Annotated in this window: 16 protein-coding genes and 1 pseudogene; 14 read left to right on the top strand and 3 right to left on the bottom strand. The window is 57.1% G+C overall.

Annotation, left to right across the window (positions count from 1 at the left end; genetic code table 11):
- Position 1 precedes the first annotated feature (1 nt).
- The 11 genes from A9971_RS29960 to A9971_RS29910 all read left to right on the top strand — a co-directional run bounded on the left by A9971_RS29960 (position 2) and on the right by A9971_RS29910 (position 9,235).
- The gene (locus A9971_RS29960; protein ID WP_183001646.1) at positions 2-388 is read left to right on the top strand and encodes a hypothetical protein; all 387 of its coding nucleotides are present in this window, start codon (positions 2-4) and stop codon (positions 386-388) included.
- On the top strand, positions 354-524 hold the full coding sequence (locus A9971_RS29955) for a hypothetical protein (RefSeq protein ID WP_183001645.1): 171 nt from the start codon (positions 354-356) through the stop codon (positions 522-524). Before A9971_RS29960 ends, A9971_RS29955 begins: the two co-directional genes overlap by 35 nt.
- 59 nt (positions 525-583) lie before the next feature.
- On the top strand, positions 584-1,267 hold the full coding sequence (locus A9971_RS29950; protein ID WP_015636157.1) for a phage minor tail protein L: 684 nt from the start codon (positions 584-586) through the stop codon (positions 1,265-1,267).
- A 2-nt stretch (positions 1,268-1,269) separates the two neighbouring features.
- Positions 1,270-2,037 (top strand): C40 family peptidase, encoded by a 768-nt coding sequence (locus tag A9971_RS29945; protein WP_183001644.1) that lies wholly within the window; start codon positions 1,270-1,272, stop codon positions 2,035-2,037.
- Positions 2,038-2,142: 105 nt separating this feature from the next.
- Positions 2,143-2,778 carry a tetratricopeptide repeat protein gene (locus tag A9971_RS29940; RefSeq protein ID WP_183001643.1) on the top strand — a complete coding sequence of 212 codons (636 nt, stop codon included), beginning with the start codon at positions 2,143-2,145 and terminating at the stop codon, positions 2,776-2,778.
- Between the two features lie 86 nt (positions 2,779-2,864).
- Entirely contained in the window at positions 2,865-3,284 is a 420-nt protein-coding gene (locus A9971_RS29935; RefSeq protein WP_053152033.1) for a hypothetical protein, read from the top strand.
- A 52-nt stretch (positions 3,285-3,336) separates the two neighbouring features.
- Positions 3,337-3,918, top strand: a complete 582-nt coding sequence (locus tag A9971_RS29930; protein ID WP_183001642.1) for a tail assembly protein — start codon at positions 3,337-3,339, stop codon at positions 3,916-3,918.
- A gap of 57 nt (positions 3,919-3,975) precedes the next feature.
- Positions 3,976-7,068 (top strand): host specificity protein J, encoded by a 3,093-nt coding sequence (locus A9971_RS29925; protein WP_183001987.1) that lies wholly within the window; start codon positions 3,976-3,978, stop codon positions 7,066-7,068.
- Positions 7,069-7,357: 289 nt separating this feature from the next.
- On the top strand, positions 7,358-8,053 hold the full coding sequence (locus A9971_RS29920; protein WP_183001986.1) for a hypothetical protein: 696 nt from the start codon (positions 7,358-7,360) through the stop codon (positions 8,051-8,053).
- Positions 8,054-8,075: 22 nt separating this feature from the next.
- Positions 8,076-8,696, top strand: coding sequence for a glycoside hydrolase family 19 protein (locus tag A9971_RS29915; RefSeq protein WP_183000391.1), 621 nt, complete (start codon positions 8,076-8,078; stop codon positions 8,694-8,696).
- Positions 8,693-9,235 (top strand): DUF2514 family protein, encoded by a 543-nt coding sequence (locus A9971_RS29910; RefSeq protein ID WP_183000390.1) that lies wholly within the window; start codon positions 8,693-8,695, stop codon positions 9,233-9,235. The genes A9971_RS29915 and A9971_RS29910 overlap by 4 nt, the downstream gene beginning before the upstream one ends.
- Here A9971_RS29910 and A9971_RS29905 read toward each other — a convergent pair.
- A complete protein-coding gene (locus tag A9971_RS29905; RefSeq protein ID WP_183000389.1) occupies positions 9,193-9,882 on the bottom strand; it encodes an SOS response-associated peptidase family protein in 690 nt (229 codons plus the stop codon). The genes A9971_RS29910 and A9971_RS29905 overlap by 43 nt on opposite strands.
- A gap of 128 nt (positions 9,883-10,010) precedes the next feature.
- Positions 10,011-10,514 (bottom strand): annotated as a pseudogene (locus A9971_RS29900) (DNA polymerase ligase N-terminal domain-containing protein); the annotation flags it as partial.
- Positions 10,515-10,755: 241 nt separating this feature from the next.
- Here A9971_RS29900 and A9971_RS29895 point away from each other — a divergent pair.
- Positions 10,756-11,400, top strand: coding sequence for a glycosyltransferase family A protein (locus tag A9971_RS29895; RefSeq protein WP_183000388.1), 645 nt, complete (start codon positions 10,756-10,758; stop codon positions 11,398-11,400).
- A gap of 1 nt (position 11,401) precedes the next feature.
- Here the strand turns inward: A9971_RS29895 and A9971_RS29890 are convergent, their stop codons facing one another.
- Positions 11,402-11,737, bottom strand: coding sequence for a hypothetical protein (locus A9971_RS29890; RefSeq protein ID WP_183000387.1), 336 nt, complete (start codon positions 11,735-11,737; stop codon positions 11,402-11,404).
- Positions 11,738-12,757: 1,020 nt separating this feature from the next.
- On the opposite strand from A9971_RS29890, the gene A9971_RS29885 reads away from it, so the two are divergent.
- Both A9971_RS29885 and A9971_RS29880 read left to right on the top strand, forming a co-directional pair.
- Positions 12,758-13,390: a hypothetical protein gene (locus A9971_RS29885; protein WP_259652302.1), complete on the top strand. Its 633-nt coding sequence runs from the start codon at positions 12,758-12,760 to the stop codon at positions 13,388-13,390.
- 265 nt (positions 13,391-13,655) lie between these two features.
- Positions 13,656-13,976: a hypothetical protein gene (locus tag A9971_RS29880; protein ID WP_019093051.1), complete on the top strand. Its 321-nt coding sequence runs from the start codon at positions 13,656-13,658 to the stop codon at positions 13,974-13,976.
- Positions 13,977-14,154 lie beyond the last annotated feature (178 nt).

Below are 14,154 nucleotides of genomic sequence, written 5' to 3'. Positions count from 1 at the left end.
CATGGTAACGATCAAATTTTCGCCGGTGTATGCGCCGGAATTGACGCTACTTAAATCGGTGTTCGTCAAGGAACTCACGATCACTATCAACGGCGAGTCCTTCGACTTTTCTCCTCTTCAGCCCGGCTATGAGTTGTCGCTTGAGGCTATCGGCTCCTCGCTGTTCGCCGACAAGGCTGTCATGTCCGCTGACAGTGCTCTGGCAGTCACTCTGCTCATGCCTTACGACGAGGCGACGGCAACCGACGACATTCGCTTTCCTGAGCCTGTGACAGTGACCGCCGATGGCCCGGTGGAGATTCCCACCGATCACCCGGCGCCACCTCCAGAACCCCCTACCATCGAGGCCGTCAATGGACTTCTCGCAGAGCAAGAAAACGGTTACTGAGCAGGACCAAAAGGTGCAGGAGGCGAGGGAGTACCTGCAGCAAACAGACTGGCTTGTAGTGCGCAAGTTGGAAACCGGCAAGGACATCCCGGCGGACATCGCAGAGAAGCGTGCCGAGGCGCGCAACTTGATCTAACACAGCAACACCCGACCCCACCCGCCTAGAGCGGGATTTTTTTGCCTTGAGGAAACACGATGCCAATTACGGCCGATATCCAGACCTTGGAGCCTGGCGCGTGGGTGGAGCTTTTCGAGCTCGACGCTACCGCACTGGGCGCCGAGCTGTACCGCTTTCACGGCTACCCGCAGCAGTCGTCGATCTACTGGCAGGGTGAGGAGTATTCGCCCTGGCCGATCAAGGCCGAGGGCTTCGAAATGACGGGGCAGGGCGCGCAGCCGATGCCGACCCTGTCTGTCGGCAACGTCGGCGGGTTCATCACGGCCTTGGTGCTGTACTTCGAGGACCTGGTGGGGGCGAAGTTGATCCGGCACCGGACGCTGGGCAAGTACCTTGATGGCCAGCCGGAGGCGGACCCCGACGAAGAGCTACCGCCGGACATCTGGTATGTCGAGCGCAAGGCTGCCGAGAACAACGAAACGGTGCAGTTCGAACTGGCCTCGGCCCTGGACTTCGCCGGGGTTCAGCTGCCGCGCCGGCAGATCGTGGCCAACGTCTGCTGGTGGCTCAGCTGCGGCGGTTACCGCGGGCCCTACTGCGGCTACAACGGCGGGCCCGTGGCCGATGAGAACGACATCATCACCACCGATGCCGCCAAGGACAAATGCGGCGGGCGCTTGAGCAGCTGCAAGCTTCGCTTTGGCGAGAACAACCCTCTGCCGTATGGCTCATTCCCGGCCGCAGGCCTGCTTCGGAGTTGATCATGAACAAGTCCACCCGCGCCGCCATCGAGCGGCATGCGCTGGCTGAGTATCCGCGAGAGTGCTGCGGCCTGGTGATTCGCGAGGGACGGAAGGAGGTCTATGTGCCTTGCCGCAATACGGCCTCGACCCCCGGCGAGCACTTCCGCCTGGCGCCCGAGGACTTCGCTGCCGCCGAGGACCGCGGCCAGGTGCTGTCGGTCGTGCACAGCCACCCAGATCACCCAGCAGCACCCAGTGAGGCAGATCGCGTGTCCTGCGAGGCCTCCGGGCTTCCCTGGCACATCCTGGAAGTCAGGAAGGGTGACGATTACGTCGTGCGCCCAGGCGAGCTTGTGAGCTTCACGCCGGACGGTTACCAGTCCCCGCTGATCGGCCGCAAGTTCGCCCACGGCGTGCACGACTGCCTGAGCATCATCCTCGACTACTACCGGCGCGAACTTGGCATCGACCTGGGTCAGTACGAGCGTGAGGATGGCTGGTGGGAGAAGGGCGGAAACCTGTATCTGGAGAACCTGCCGGCGGCTGGCTTCACACAGGTCAGTGCACCGCAGCACGGCGATATCGTGCTGATGCAGATCCGGTCGAAGGTGCCGAACCACGCTGGGATCTTCCTGGCCGACGGTGTGCTGAAGACCGAGCCCGAGCACTTCCCAGCACCTGGGTCGATCCTGCACCACCTCTACAACCGGGACAGCAAGCGGGACACCTACGGCGGGTACTGGCGTGAAGTTACGGTCAGTTACTGGCGACACGAAGAGGCATCGTGAGCATTATGAAAATTAGGAGGAAAAGCTTTGGTGGGGCGAGATTTAGAATTTGTGGCAAAATACGCTGCAGAAAGGATCTATAGAAGTAGTTTAAGGAGATATTGAGTGACTTTGGGAAGGTCTAGATTTTTAACTGCAGTAGTAACAGTGTTGCTATCGGTTTCATCATGTGCACTAGCTAGTCCACCTGAAAAAAGATTGGCAACTCTTTCTGATCTGATTGAAATTGCCAAAGATGGTGACCCACTCATAATGAGAGCGGTTGCATTTAAGTACAAGGATTTGGGGGACGATAAAAGTGCTTTTGTGTGGCTTGAAAAGGCTGCCGAAAAAGATGATCCTGTGTCTCTATCTGCTCTTTCTGCTTATTACATGAATGAAATGGTAGTTCCTAGGAATCCTGAAAAAGCATTTTCGCTGGCGCTCCGGGCTGCGAAGCTCAGGGACTACACTGCTCATTCAAATCTAGGCACTCTCTATAGCTTAGGTATCGGAACACCAAGAGATCTTGTGCAGGGTTACGCATGGTACTCAGTTGCATTGGACGACTCTGGTTCAGATCCAAGAATATTAGGCTACCTAGACTCTACAGCATCAAAGATCAAGAGCTCTGTTGAGCTGCAACGAGCAAAAGATCTATCTCGGGAGTATATAGAGCTATATGGTAGCAAGGCTAAGGTAAACTTACAGGGTGTTGACCCATCGGACCCTCACCATACACATATCCGTACTTTAAGATGAGTTATGCCAATCCAAACCCGCGCTTGGCTTTTTCTTTTCCAGCCTCCGAATGCTATCGTCCGCCGATCTCACAAGGAGCAGAAGACATGCGGATTTTGATTGCGGGGGTGGCGTTGGCGCTGCTGGCGGGGTGCTCTTCGAATGGCATAACCGTTCAACAAGCTGAGCCAGCGCCAAAGGATGAGGTGTATGCATTTCAGGTTCGGCCAGCTGGAGCCTATGGCACGATAACTGTGGTTAGGGATGGCGGAATCAATGCTTCAGCTTGCGACTTCGTGATCTACATTGACGGCAAGAAGGCAGCAAAACTTGGTTCAGGTCAAAAGGCCTCTTTCTTCGTTAAGGCCGGATCATTGAATCTTGGTGCAGGATTGGCGGGAACAGGCCTTTGCATGGGGCAGGCGATTCGAACTGTTCCCGCCAATGCTACTGCTGATCGAGAGACCATTTTTCGGGTCAGTTCCGATATGTCGGGCCTATATATCGGGCCGTATGTTGAGTACTAACCAAATTACTAAGCGACCGCCTTCGGGCGGTTTTTTATTGCCTGGAGGAAACATGCTGGTAGAGAAGATGCAAACCGTTCTGTTATCTGGGTCGCTGGCTCGTATGTTCGGGCGTCGACACCGGATGGTAACTGGGGCGGGTTTCAGCGACATTCTGGGCTACTTCAAGCAGTTTCCAGGCTTCGAACAGCACATGCTGGAGAGCGCCAGTAAAGGGCTCCGCTTCGCGATCTTCAACGACAAGCAGAACCTTTCCGAAGATGATCTCGGAAAACCTACGGGGCGAGGCGTAATTCGAATCGTCCCAGTAATTGCAGGCTCAAAGCGTGCCGGACTACTGCAGACGATCGTTGGAGCAGTACTGATCATTGCTTCTTTTTTCGTCGCGCCTGGTGCTCAAGCAGCATTTCTTGGCGCAGGTGTAGGCATGACCGCCGGCGGCGTTATCCAGATGCTCAGCCCCCAAGCAAAAGGCCTGGGCACTCAGGACAGCCCCAACAACCGGCCCAGCTACAGCTTCAACGGCGCCGTAAACACCAGCGTCCAGGGCAACCCTGTCCCGCTTCTCTACGGCCGGATGATTGTCGGCAGCGCGGTGATCAGCGCCGGGATCTACTCCGAAGACCAGATGTGAACCGAACCCGCCACCAGGCCCGCCATGAGCGGGCTTTTTTTTGCCTGAAGGAAAGCCATGAACAACCAGATCATCACCGGCGCCAAGGGCGGCGAGTCGAAGCCGCGGCCGTCTGTCGAGGCTCCCGACAGCCTGCAAAGCACCGCCTATGCCCGCATCCTCGACCTTGTCAGCGAGGGCGAGATCCAGGGCCTGGTCGCGGGTGAGCGCTCGGTCTATCTCGATGAAACCCCGCTGGCCAATGCCGACGGCACCAGGAACTTCAGCGGTGTCACTCTGGATGCCCGCACCGGCAGCCAGGATCAGTTGCATATTCCGGGCTTCCCGGCGGTCGAGAGCGAGATCGCCGTGGGTGTTGAGCTGAAGTATGGCCAGCCCTGGGTTCGTGCTGTGCAGAACCTGCAGCTGTCGGCAGTGCGCGTGCGCTTGTCCACCCCACGCCTGGCCCAGACCAACACCAGCAACGGCGACACCAACGGCTACACCGTGCAGTACAAGATCGAGGTTTCCACCGACGGCGGGCCCTATGTCCAGGTGCTCGCCTCGGCGTTCAGCGGCAAGACCTCGACCAAGTACGAGCGCTCCCACCGGGTCGACCTGCCGCCGGCCAGCAGCAACTGGCAGATTCGGGTTACCCGCCTGACGCCGAACAGCACCTCTGGAGCGATCGCAGATAAAACCAGCATCGATGCGATCACTGAAGTGATCGACGCCAAGCTGCGCTATCCGGGTTCCGCTGTCGTCGGCCTGCAGTTCGACGCCTCGCAGTTCCAGGCGATCCCTACCCGGTCCTTCGACCTGCGCGGCCGGATCATCCGCGTGCCGAGCAACTACGATCCTGAAAGCCGGCTGTACTCCGGCGTCTGGGATGGCTCATTCAAGACGGCCTGGACCGATAACCCGGCTTGGATTTTCTACGATCTGCTGCTGCACTTCCGCTATGGCCTGGGCCACCTGTTGAATGAGGGCCAGGTAGACCGGTGGGAGCTGTACCGCATCGGCCAGTACTGCGACCAGCCGGTACCGGACGGGAAGGGCGGCACGGAGCCGCGGTTTACCTGCAATCTGTTCCTGCAGACCCGTGCCAATGCGCTGGACGTGCTGCAGGACCTGGCCACGACCTTCCGGGGAATGTCCTACTGGGCCGCCGGCTCGGTCATGGCCGTGGCCGACATCCCCGAGGACCCGGTGTACACCTACTCGAATGCCAACGTGATCGACGGAAAGTTTGGCTATTTCGGTTCGGCGAAGAAGACGCGCTACACCGTGGCCCTGGTGAGCTGGAACGACCCGGCCGACTTTTACCGGCAGAAGGTCGAGTATGTCGACGACCAGGCTGGGATCACCCGCTACGGCATCCAGCAGACCGAGATCACCGCCACCGGTTGCACTTCCCAGGCCCAGGCGCAGCGCATCGGTAAGTGGGCGCTGCTGACCAACCGCCTGGAAACCGAAAGCGTGGGCTTCTCCGTGGGCCTGGACGGCACCCTGGCGCGCCCCGGGCAGATTATCCGCATCGCGGACAACGATCGAGCAGGGCGCCGCATTGGTGGGCGCCTGCGCTCTTCCACGCTCGATAGCCTGGTACTGGATGCCGACGTTAAGGCATACCCCGGCGACACCATCACAGTGATCATGCCCACCGGCACTGCTGTCTCGCGCAAGATCCAATCGGTCGGGTATCCGCTGACCTGGGGCCACAAGGGCATCCAGTGGTCGAGTGGTCGCGTGACGATGGATACCACCGGGTTTCCGGCTGAAGTCCAGCAAGTGGTGCTGGAGAAGAAGCTGGATGAGCTACCGCCCCAGCATTCGATGTGGGCGATTGACTCGACAACCCTGGCCACGCAGCTATTTCGCGTGATGTCGGTTGCTGAGGACTTTTCCGACTCCGAGATCAAGTTCACGATCAGCGCGGTACGCCACAACGCGAGCAAGTACGGCGCAATCGACAACGGCACGCGCATCGAGCGGCCGCCGGTGACGGTGATCCCGCCGAGCGTCCAGCGGCCGCCGGCGAACGTGACGGTGAGCAATGACCACTTCGTCGACCAGGGCAGCGCGGTCAGCGTCATGACGATTGAGTGGGAGAAGCCCGAGGCGGCGATTGCCTACGAGGTCTACTGGCGCAAGAACGACGGCGATTGGATCTTTGCCGGTCGCACGGGCACCACGTCAATCGATGTGAGCGGGATCTACGCGGGGCGGTATGTGGCTAAGGTGCGGGCCATCAACTCCCTGGACATCGGCTCAGTGTTCGCGACCTCAGTCGAGACTGTGCTGAACGGCAAGACCACACCGCCGCCGGTGCCGTCGTCGTTTGCCGCCGAGTCGATCGTCTTCGGCATTAAGCTGAAATGGGGCATTCCGGCAGGTCTGAGCACCGCCGACGTGCAGCGGACGGAGATCTGGTACAGCGAGACGAACCAAGTCGGGACGGCTATCAAGTTCGGCGACTATGCCTACCCGCAGACGGACCTGACCATCATGGGTCTAGCCGCGGGTGTGCAGTTCTTTTTCTGGGCTCGGCTGGTTGACCGCATCGGCAACGTGGGGGCTTTCTATGGCCCGGTTACCGGGCAGTCATCGTCGGACGCCGGGCCAATTCTTGACTACCTCAGTGATCAGATCACCGAGACACAGTTGAGCCAGCAGCTACTGGAGAAGATCGACTCCGGCGGCGGCGCGTCGGTTGAGGTCGAGCAGATCAAGACAGAGCTCGCTGCGATGTACTCAATCAAGACTCAGCTCACCGTGGACAATAAGCCATACCTGGCCGGCATTGGTATTGGCGTAGAGAACAACGAAGGGATCATCACCAGCCAGGTGCTGATTGCGGCCAGTCGGTTTGCGGTCGTAGATCCAAACTCAAGCCAGGTCTATTACCCGTTTGTAATTCAAAACGGTGCGGCGTACATCGACACTGCGTTCATCAAGAGCGGAACCATCACAAACGCCATGATCGGTGGTTTTTTGCAGTCTGATGACTACGTTGTGGGCGTGCAGGGGTGGCGCCTGGATAAGGCGGGAAACATCGAGTTTAACGGGCCCGCACCAGGTGGAGGTCGGCTGACCATGACCAATCGGGCGGTGAAGGTCTATGACCAAAATAACGTCAAGCGGGTGCAACTTGGAGACCTTAGTGCATGAGTTTCGGACTACGGATGTGGGGGGCTGACGGAAAATTGCAGTTCGATACAGATACAGTGACATGGCAAGTTGCTCTTTCGCTTGTAGTTTCATTCGACGGATCCCCACCCACTACCCGTCAATACTCAGTGCCAGGGTGTAACCCTAGCAACTCAACTGCTTTCTGCCTGCCACTATCTAATGTCGTTAACACCGATTTAAGGAATCTCCAACTGGAGGCGCAGATGGGGACTGATATTGTTTATGTCCGAAACTTTTTAGGAGGTTTTAGCGGAAGTAGCACTATATCTTGGGCGACGATGAGGCTGATGGTTATGAGGTGGAAGTGATGGCTGGGTTTGGTCTGTCTGTTATCAATGACGCTGGTACAGTAGTTATTGATAGTGAGTTTTCAAGGTTGTGTGTGTTTTATCATGGTCCTTACAGTAGTCCAGGACAGCTTGTTAGTATTTACTTTGCGCAGGCCGTGAAAACCCAGGAGCCCCCACTGATATTTCTTCGCCCCAATAACAACGGAGCCACCGCTACCTTTGGTACAGGGTACCTCGGGGGGCCTGGCAACTGGGTGGGCGTAACGATTTATGGCAATGGCACAAGTGGAATGGTATTTGTCGCAGCTTTTGACGCCTCACCCGTCAGTGACTTTGGCATGCGCCTTTGGGATGGGGCTGGAAAGTTGGTTTTTGACTCTGGAACTCCTGCTGCATCATTCACCAGAGTTATCCCGAACTGGACGTATACCCACACGACAAAAGACGTCCAAGGTTATTATCTGAATTGGTATGCGATTCCAATTCAGTATGATCTTGGTGATTACTTTCTGTCTAATAATTTGAGGATGTGGATGATGGCTGGCAACAATACAGCCCGGGTTGTCGCTGCTTATTATGATTTTCCAGCGGGTGTAATTCGCTTAAGGCTCACTGCATTGCAGAACCCTTTTTACATGTTGTTGCCTGGAATATTTGGGAAGGTTAACGCCTGATCACTACGAACTGGAGATAGTTATGCCGATTACTGAGCAGCAGTTGCTGCAGATCCTCCCTCAAGCCCGCCAAGTCGCGGGCTTTTTTTTGCCTGCACTGAATGCGGCGATGGCGCGCTTCAAGATCAACTCGCCTGTGCGGATGGCCGCGTTCATTGCCCAGGTAGGGCATGAGTCGGGGCAGTTGACGCGCATGGTCGAGAATCTGAACTACAGCGCTGATCGGCTGCGGGCAGTCTGGTCGAACCGTTTCGACGCAGCCCTGGCTGCCCAGGTGGCCCGCAAGCCTGAGCAGATCGCGAACATCGTATACGCCGGCCGTATGGGTAACACGCTGCCGGGTGATGGCTGGAAGTACCGGGGCCGGGGCCTAATCCAGCTGACCGGAGCGAACAACTACCGCGCCGCTGGCGCCGCCCTGGGGCTGGATCTGGTCAATCATCCTGAGCTGGTGGAGCAGCCGGAAACCGCCGCACTAGTCGCCGGCTGGTTCTGGCAGTCGAACGGGCTCAACGAGTTGGCCGACGCCGGCCGAATCCAGGACATCGGCAGCATCATCAACACCGGGCAGCCGGGCCGGGTGCCGAATGGCGCAGCTGATCGCAAGGCCCTTTATGAACTGGCGCTGAAGGTGTTGGCATGAACGCCCTGGCGCTGAAGATTGGCGGAATTGCTCTGGCTGCCTTGCTGCTGGCCGGCCTGGAAGCCTGGGCTCTGTTCAGCGTCTACGACCACGGCAAGGCAGTGAAGGATGCCGAGTGGCAAGTGCGCTGGAGCAACCGGGACGCCGGCGACAAGCAGGCCTGGGGCTTGGCTGAAGCTGAGGAGCGCGACAAAGAGCAGGCGAGGCAGAACTCAATCAATAAGGCGGTGCAAGATGGACAACGGACAATTGACGAAGCTTTTGCTGATGCTGCCGCTGCTCGGGCTGATCTCAGCTTGCGGGATCAGGCAGACCGAACCGCCAGCCGTACCGCAAGTCAGGTCAGCGGCAATTCCTGCACTGCCGCCGCAAGCGCGGCAGCTTCCCGCGCCGTCCTGGTGCTTGCCGACGTGCTCAAGCGCGCTGATCAAAGAGCGGAAGATCTGGCAGCAATTGCTGATCAACGCGGGGCCAGGGGAGTGACATGTGAGCAGGCCTATGATGGCATTGGCAACCGCTCGATCAGTTCCGCCCCGTGATTCCTGACGTTGCCTACTGCAGGGCTGACCCTGAACCACTCGAAGGCCTCGGCCGCCTCGCCCTGGTGTAGGGCCATCTGCTCGGCACGCTCCTTCGGTGTAGCCGGGTCGAGCCATTCCCTGGCCAGGTCCGGGGCCAGGACCACCGGTCGGCGGTCGTGAATATCGACCATGCCGCCGGCGCTGTCGGCGGTGATGATCACAAAGCCGTCGTGCTCCCCGTGACCTTCGTCTGGATCCGGCAGTTGTCCAATTGAGGCGCAGAGGATGGGGGAGCGGTCCCGGTGCCGGATGAGGTAGGGCTGCTTCTTCGGTCCGCCTTCATCTACCCACTCAAACCAGTTATCGATCGGGCATACGGCCCGGTGCGGCCAGATCTGGCGGAAGAACGGCCCGTGAGCCACTTTCTCGACCCTGGCATTGATCGGCGCGGCGCGGTCGGTGGCCCAGTGCGGCCGCCACCCCCAGCGCACGGCGTCGGCGTGTAGTTTGTCTTCGGCGACGTGGAAGAGGGCGAGCTGCATCGTCGGCGCCGCGTTGTAGCGCCCCAGGGGCTGATCACCGACGTTATTGATCAGGGCCCCGGGCATGGTGAGTACTGCGACGAAGTCATGGATGCTGCGGTATTGTGAGAGTCTTCCGCACATGATAGGCCCTAGGACAGTAGGTAACTCTAAGACTATAGATGTCCGCTGCTAAGGTGCTGTAGATAGTCCGCTCCGTGTGCCTAGAGATTCTCTTCGCGGTACTTTTTGTCTGCGACGCATGCATCGGCCACGCTACTGGGCTGCTCCATCAGAATGTCATATTCACTCTCCGGACGGGCCTCACTATCGTTTGATTTCTTTAGAAGCCACTGTTCTTTTTTTCCGGCGAGACGGGTACGAAACAGCCTCCACATTCCGGATAGTTTTTCTCCTTTTAGGCGAAAATACAGCTGTCCCTTTGCATAGCTTTGTTGTGGATCGCCTTCGGGAAGCCAAATCCCGTAATCCCAGACAATGACGTCGCCAGCTCCGTACTGCCCCTTGGGGATGCTTCCCTCAAAACAAACGTAATCCAATGCGTGATCTTCTACATGCACGGCTAATCTTCGCATTCTTGGATCCAGCGATGGACCTTTTGGAATTGCCCAGCTTTTCAGAGTGCCGTTGAGTTCTAAGCGGAAGTCGTAGTGGAGGTGGCTGGCATGATGTTTCTGTATGCAGTATCGAAGGGGGAACTGCGTCGTGGAGGCGGAGCCTTTCTGGTGAGTCTTTTCATCAGATGACTGTGTCATTTTAGCTCTCCAAATGCTCTATTCGTTTGTAAGCCAGTTCTGCTGCCCCTTCAGTTGAGAAGGTAGGTGCTCGCGTAAGTTCATCTGTTTTTTTACGGCGTCCTTGCGAGCCGGTTTCTAGTGACCTTAGAGGGCCAGCGAGCAAAAAACTCGAACGATTGAATGTGTTCCTTTGTCTCTCCGTTATTCGGTCACTAAAGAGATGGACTCGAAGAAAGACCTGAGATGAAAGGAGCTCCAAATGATTGGTGTCGTGATCCCCGCGCATAACGAAGAGCGCTTTATCGAAAAATGCCTCCAGTCAGTCATTGAGGCCGGTCGTCATCCATCGCTTCAGGAAGAGGTGAGGATATTGGTCGTACTTGATAGCTGTACGGACTTGACTAGCGAGATTGTGGCTAGCTGTGGGGTAATGAGTTTGGTATCAGAAGGGCGAAATGTTGGCAGGGCGCGATGTGCAGGTGCGCGGTACTTGATTGATGCTGGAGCTCGTTGGTTGGCGTTTACTGATGCTGACACCATAGTTGCCCCCGAATGGATTGTTCGCCAGGTGCAGTTTGGTGCCGATGCAGTATGCGGTACCGTCACAATCGATACCTGGGAAGCTCATCCTGCCAGGGCAAGAGCTAGATATGAGAGCCTTTATCAGCATGTAGAAGGACACAGGCACATTCATGGTGCCAATTTGGGTGTGTGTGCAAATGCTTACACTGAGGCTGGTGGCTTCAAGCACCTGGAGGCTCATGAGGACGTGAATCTAATCCAAGATTTGGAGCGCTCGGGTGCCCGTATAGTCTGGACGGCTTCAAATAGTGTAATTACGAGCGCTCGGAACGAAAGCAGGTGCAGAGATGGGTTTGGAGACTATTTGCTCTCACTCTCTTGAATCAGCGGAGGTGTCGTTTTGACCCTTCAGGTATCTGCCTGCGCAGATCCTCGTTTGTACGCCTCAGAAACCCACAAGAGGTCTCAAGCTCCAAGGCTCTGTTCCGGTGCTGGGTGGCCTCAGCAGCTTTGCTGCGAAACCTGACTAGCACTTCTTCGCGATCGCGCTCTGCATTCGAATACAGGCCGACCAGCTTGTGGATGTTTTCCCGGGCTGTGCGCAGCTGCTGATTGAGCTCACCGAGCTCGTTCTCAAGCAAGACAATGTGCTGCTGCAACATTTCTTCAGTCGTGGGGATGCCCAGCCAATCGGCTGTGTCGGTGTCTTCGGTGTGCACGGTACTACCTCGAATCCAATGCTGTATGTACATACAGTAATCGAGGCTTGAGCGGCGCGCGATTTGCGCCGACGAACTGTAGGGGGGAGGGGGTGCAGCTGGGTCGGCAGAACGCCTGGGGATGGATTATGCGCTGTCGGCATAATGTGGTGAGAAGCGGGATGTTCAATCCTGCTTTCGTTAAGCTCGCGAGAGCCGCGTTCCTTCATTTTTTTGGACCGCAACGTTTCATAACTATTTGAAAAGATTACGGTAAATTGCGCGAAAAGCTAGAAGATTGCGGACCGGAAAATGGCGCGCAGGCTGCAGCCAGCTTGATTTTGTCCAGGGACTTAAAATCCCCCGCTCGTAAGGGCGTGCCGGTTCGATTCCGGCTTCGGGCACCATCTATTTCAAGGGCTTGCACGGTTTTTTGAGTGAGCCTTACTCTGAATCAATTCGCAACTTCAAATACTGCTCCGCAATTCACTTTGAGGGTGAGACCTTCTTGCCCTTACGATTGCGCGTGCACTGTTCGGTCATCTCCAAAGCGGGAGGGCTAAATGAGCTGGAAGCGTTTTAAGGTGGCGATCCTGTATGTCGGTGCTGTCCTCATGCTTGTGCAGGCCGGGCGACATTTGGCCGATGGTCCTACAAAGCTCGATAACGTGGGGCCCGCAATCATTGCCTTGGGGATCGCCTACTACTTGATCAGGCGAGCAAGAGCGTGTGCCGGATAGCATGGCGGCAACTTGATCTTGAGTGATAGATCACACTGTCACTAGTTGTCGAGTAGGCGGGTAAATCAACTCAGCGCTCGGATACTTGGCATGCTCTTGCGGCAGAGAAGGGCTTGCGCCCCTTCAGCATCGATGAATCCGCTATGTGCGTCTATTTGTTGGCGCCCTGATCGCCAGGTATTTGCCGGTGGTTCTTTGGGGGAAGTTCGCAAGTAGAGGTGGTGAAAAAAGCCTGGTAACTCTAGGCCGAACTATCTGGCAGTAGTGGTACCGTCTACGCTACATCTCTGGAACCTGCTAGATGAATGGTCAAAGTCCACCTCACCGCATCGCAACGCCTCTAGTTGCGTCAAGCGCTGAAAGTCCTGCCGTTCACCCACCTGTTTGGCATCGCGGCCCGGACTTGCTGACCATTGGAAGCACGGGGGCGGCCATTTTGGGTTTCTGCTTTGTGGTGCTTGGGTTGTTGCCGGGCTTGGTGCTGACGCTACTGCTCCTACTCGGGTTCGAAGCGATGCCAGGTGAACCGAGCGGCGATGGGTCTAGCCTCACAACGTCGTCGTTCATCCAGCTCCTGTGTGGGTCTGTTGTGCTCATGGGGCTGGTCTTCGCGTGGATTTTTTCTGCATCTAGAGTGCTGGCCTTCACGTTCGACGAAAACCAGCAACTGCTTACTCTCACGGTCACCCGTCGCGCTCGCAAGCCCGCCGAAGTGCAAGTGCCATTTAGCGACATCATTTGTATCTGCCCTTACGTGCTCGCCAGTTATGACCGCGATGGCCATTTTAGTGTCGTGTGCCAGGGGCCGAGGGGCAAGGAGTTCGTATATCGATTGGCCGAGGGCACTTCTCTGGAGGAGATGGAGTTTTATGCTGCGTGGTTGCGGGGAATGATAGGGGACCGGATGCAGGAACCATTGAATCTGGATAAATGAACGAAGCACGTCTCTCCAGCCACTATCGAGGTGAGGCGGCTCTGCGCTCGACTGGCCGGGGTGTTTCAAACGGATTGTTGAACGGCCTGCACCGGCCGGGACGAGCGCCAATTGGCATGCTTCATAGGGTGCTGATCGCATCCGGGGCTGGACTGTTCAAACTGCTCCACAGGTCGCCAAATTCTGCAATTCGATCGGGCCGGGATCGTGACGGGGTTGCTGAATTTAGGTAACTTGGCATTTTCCATTCATGGACGACGGATTCATGCCAATCACCAAGCGTATTGCAAAAATCTCCCTGAGCATCTCCCTGCTGGGCCTCGTAGGCGCTAGCCCATTCTCCCTGGCGGACGACACCACTCCGGTGAGCGAGTTGCTGCGTAGCGGCTATGAAGTCAAGGCGGCCTACCAGGCGCCAGCACGAGTCGGCCTGGTGCACTTTCTGATCTTGCAAAAAGGTTCGTCGGCGTTCCAGTGCGTGACCTATGGCGCCGAAATAAAGCCACGTTTCCATGACTACTCCAACACCTACTCTTGTGCTCAAATTCAGGACCTGATTCCCACCCAGCCTAACCTCCGGCAGTAATCCTACAGCGCATTTACGGTTCCATTACCCCTCCAGCCCTTATGGCCAGGGCTGGTGCGGTCTGCTGTTGGGGAATTCCCGCTCGAAGGTGCCGAGATCAAGGTTGGCGGAGCGGTTTAAGCGTATGGAGGACTACCTCCGAGAAGCCCCCAGTAGTACTTAACGGATGTATTCGCCT

Source organism: Pseudomonas sp. UME65, from assembly GCF_014170225.1.
Lineage (GTDB): Bacteria > Pseudomonadota > Gammaproteobacteria > Pseudomonadales > Pseudomonadaceae > Aquipseudomonas > Aquipseudomonas protegens.
The sequence above is the reverse complement of the archived record's forward strand: the minus strand, read 5'-3'. Positions and strand labels throughout refer to the sequence as shown.

Coding starts and splice junctions, on each gene's coding strand:
- A9971_RS29960 (WP_183001646.1), top strand. CDS start 2: ATGGTAACGATCAAATTTTCGCCGGTGTATGCGCCGGAATTGACGCTA.
- A9971_RS29955 (WP_183001645.1), top strand. CDS start 354: ATGGACTTCTCGCAGAGCAAGAAAACGGTTACTGAGCAGGACCAAAAG.
- A9971_RS29950 (WP_015636157.1), top strand. CDS start 584: ATGCCAATTACGGCCGATATCCAGACCTTGGAGCCTGGCGCGTGGGTG.
- A9971_RS29945 (WP_183001644.1), top strand. CDS start 1,270: ATGAACAAGTCCACCCGCGCCGCCATCGAGCGGCATGCGCTGGCTGAG.
- A9971_RS29935 (WP_053152033.1), top strand. CDS start 2,865: ATGCGGATTTTGATTGCGGGGGTGGCGTTGGCGCTGCTGGCGGGGTGC.
- A9971_RS29930 (WP_183001642.1), top strand. CDS start 3,337: ATGCTGGTAGAGAAGATGCAAACCGTTCTGTTATCTGGGTCGCTGGCT.
- A9971_RS29925 (WP_183001987.1), top strand. CDS start 3,976: ATGAACAACCAGATCATCACCGGCGCCAAGGGCGGCGAGTCGAAGCCG.
- A9971_RS29915 (WP_183000391.1), top strand. CDS start 8,076: ATGCCGATTACTGAGCAGCAGTTGCTGCAGATCCTCCCTCAAGCCCGC.
- A9971_RS29910 (WP_183000390.1), top strand. CDS start 8,693: ATGAACGCCCTGGCGCTGAAGATTGGCGGAATTGCTCTGGCTGCCTTG.
- A9971_RS29905 (WP_183000389.1), bottom strand. CDS start 9,882: ATGTGCGGAAGACTCTCACAATACCGCAGCATCCATGACTTCGTCGCA.
- A9971_RS29895 (WP_183000388.1), top strand. CDS start 10,756: ATGATTGGTGTCGTGATCCCCGCGCATAACGAAGAGCGCTTTATCGAA.
- A9971_RS29885 (WP_259652302.1), top strand. CDS start 12,758: ATGAATGGTCAAAGTCCACCTCACCGCATCGCAACGCCTCTAGTTGCG.
- A9971_RS29880 (WP_019093051.1), top strand. CDS start 13,656: ATGCCAATCACCAAGCGTATTGCAAAAATCTCCCTGAGCATCTCCCTG.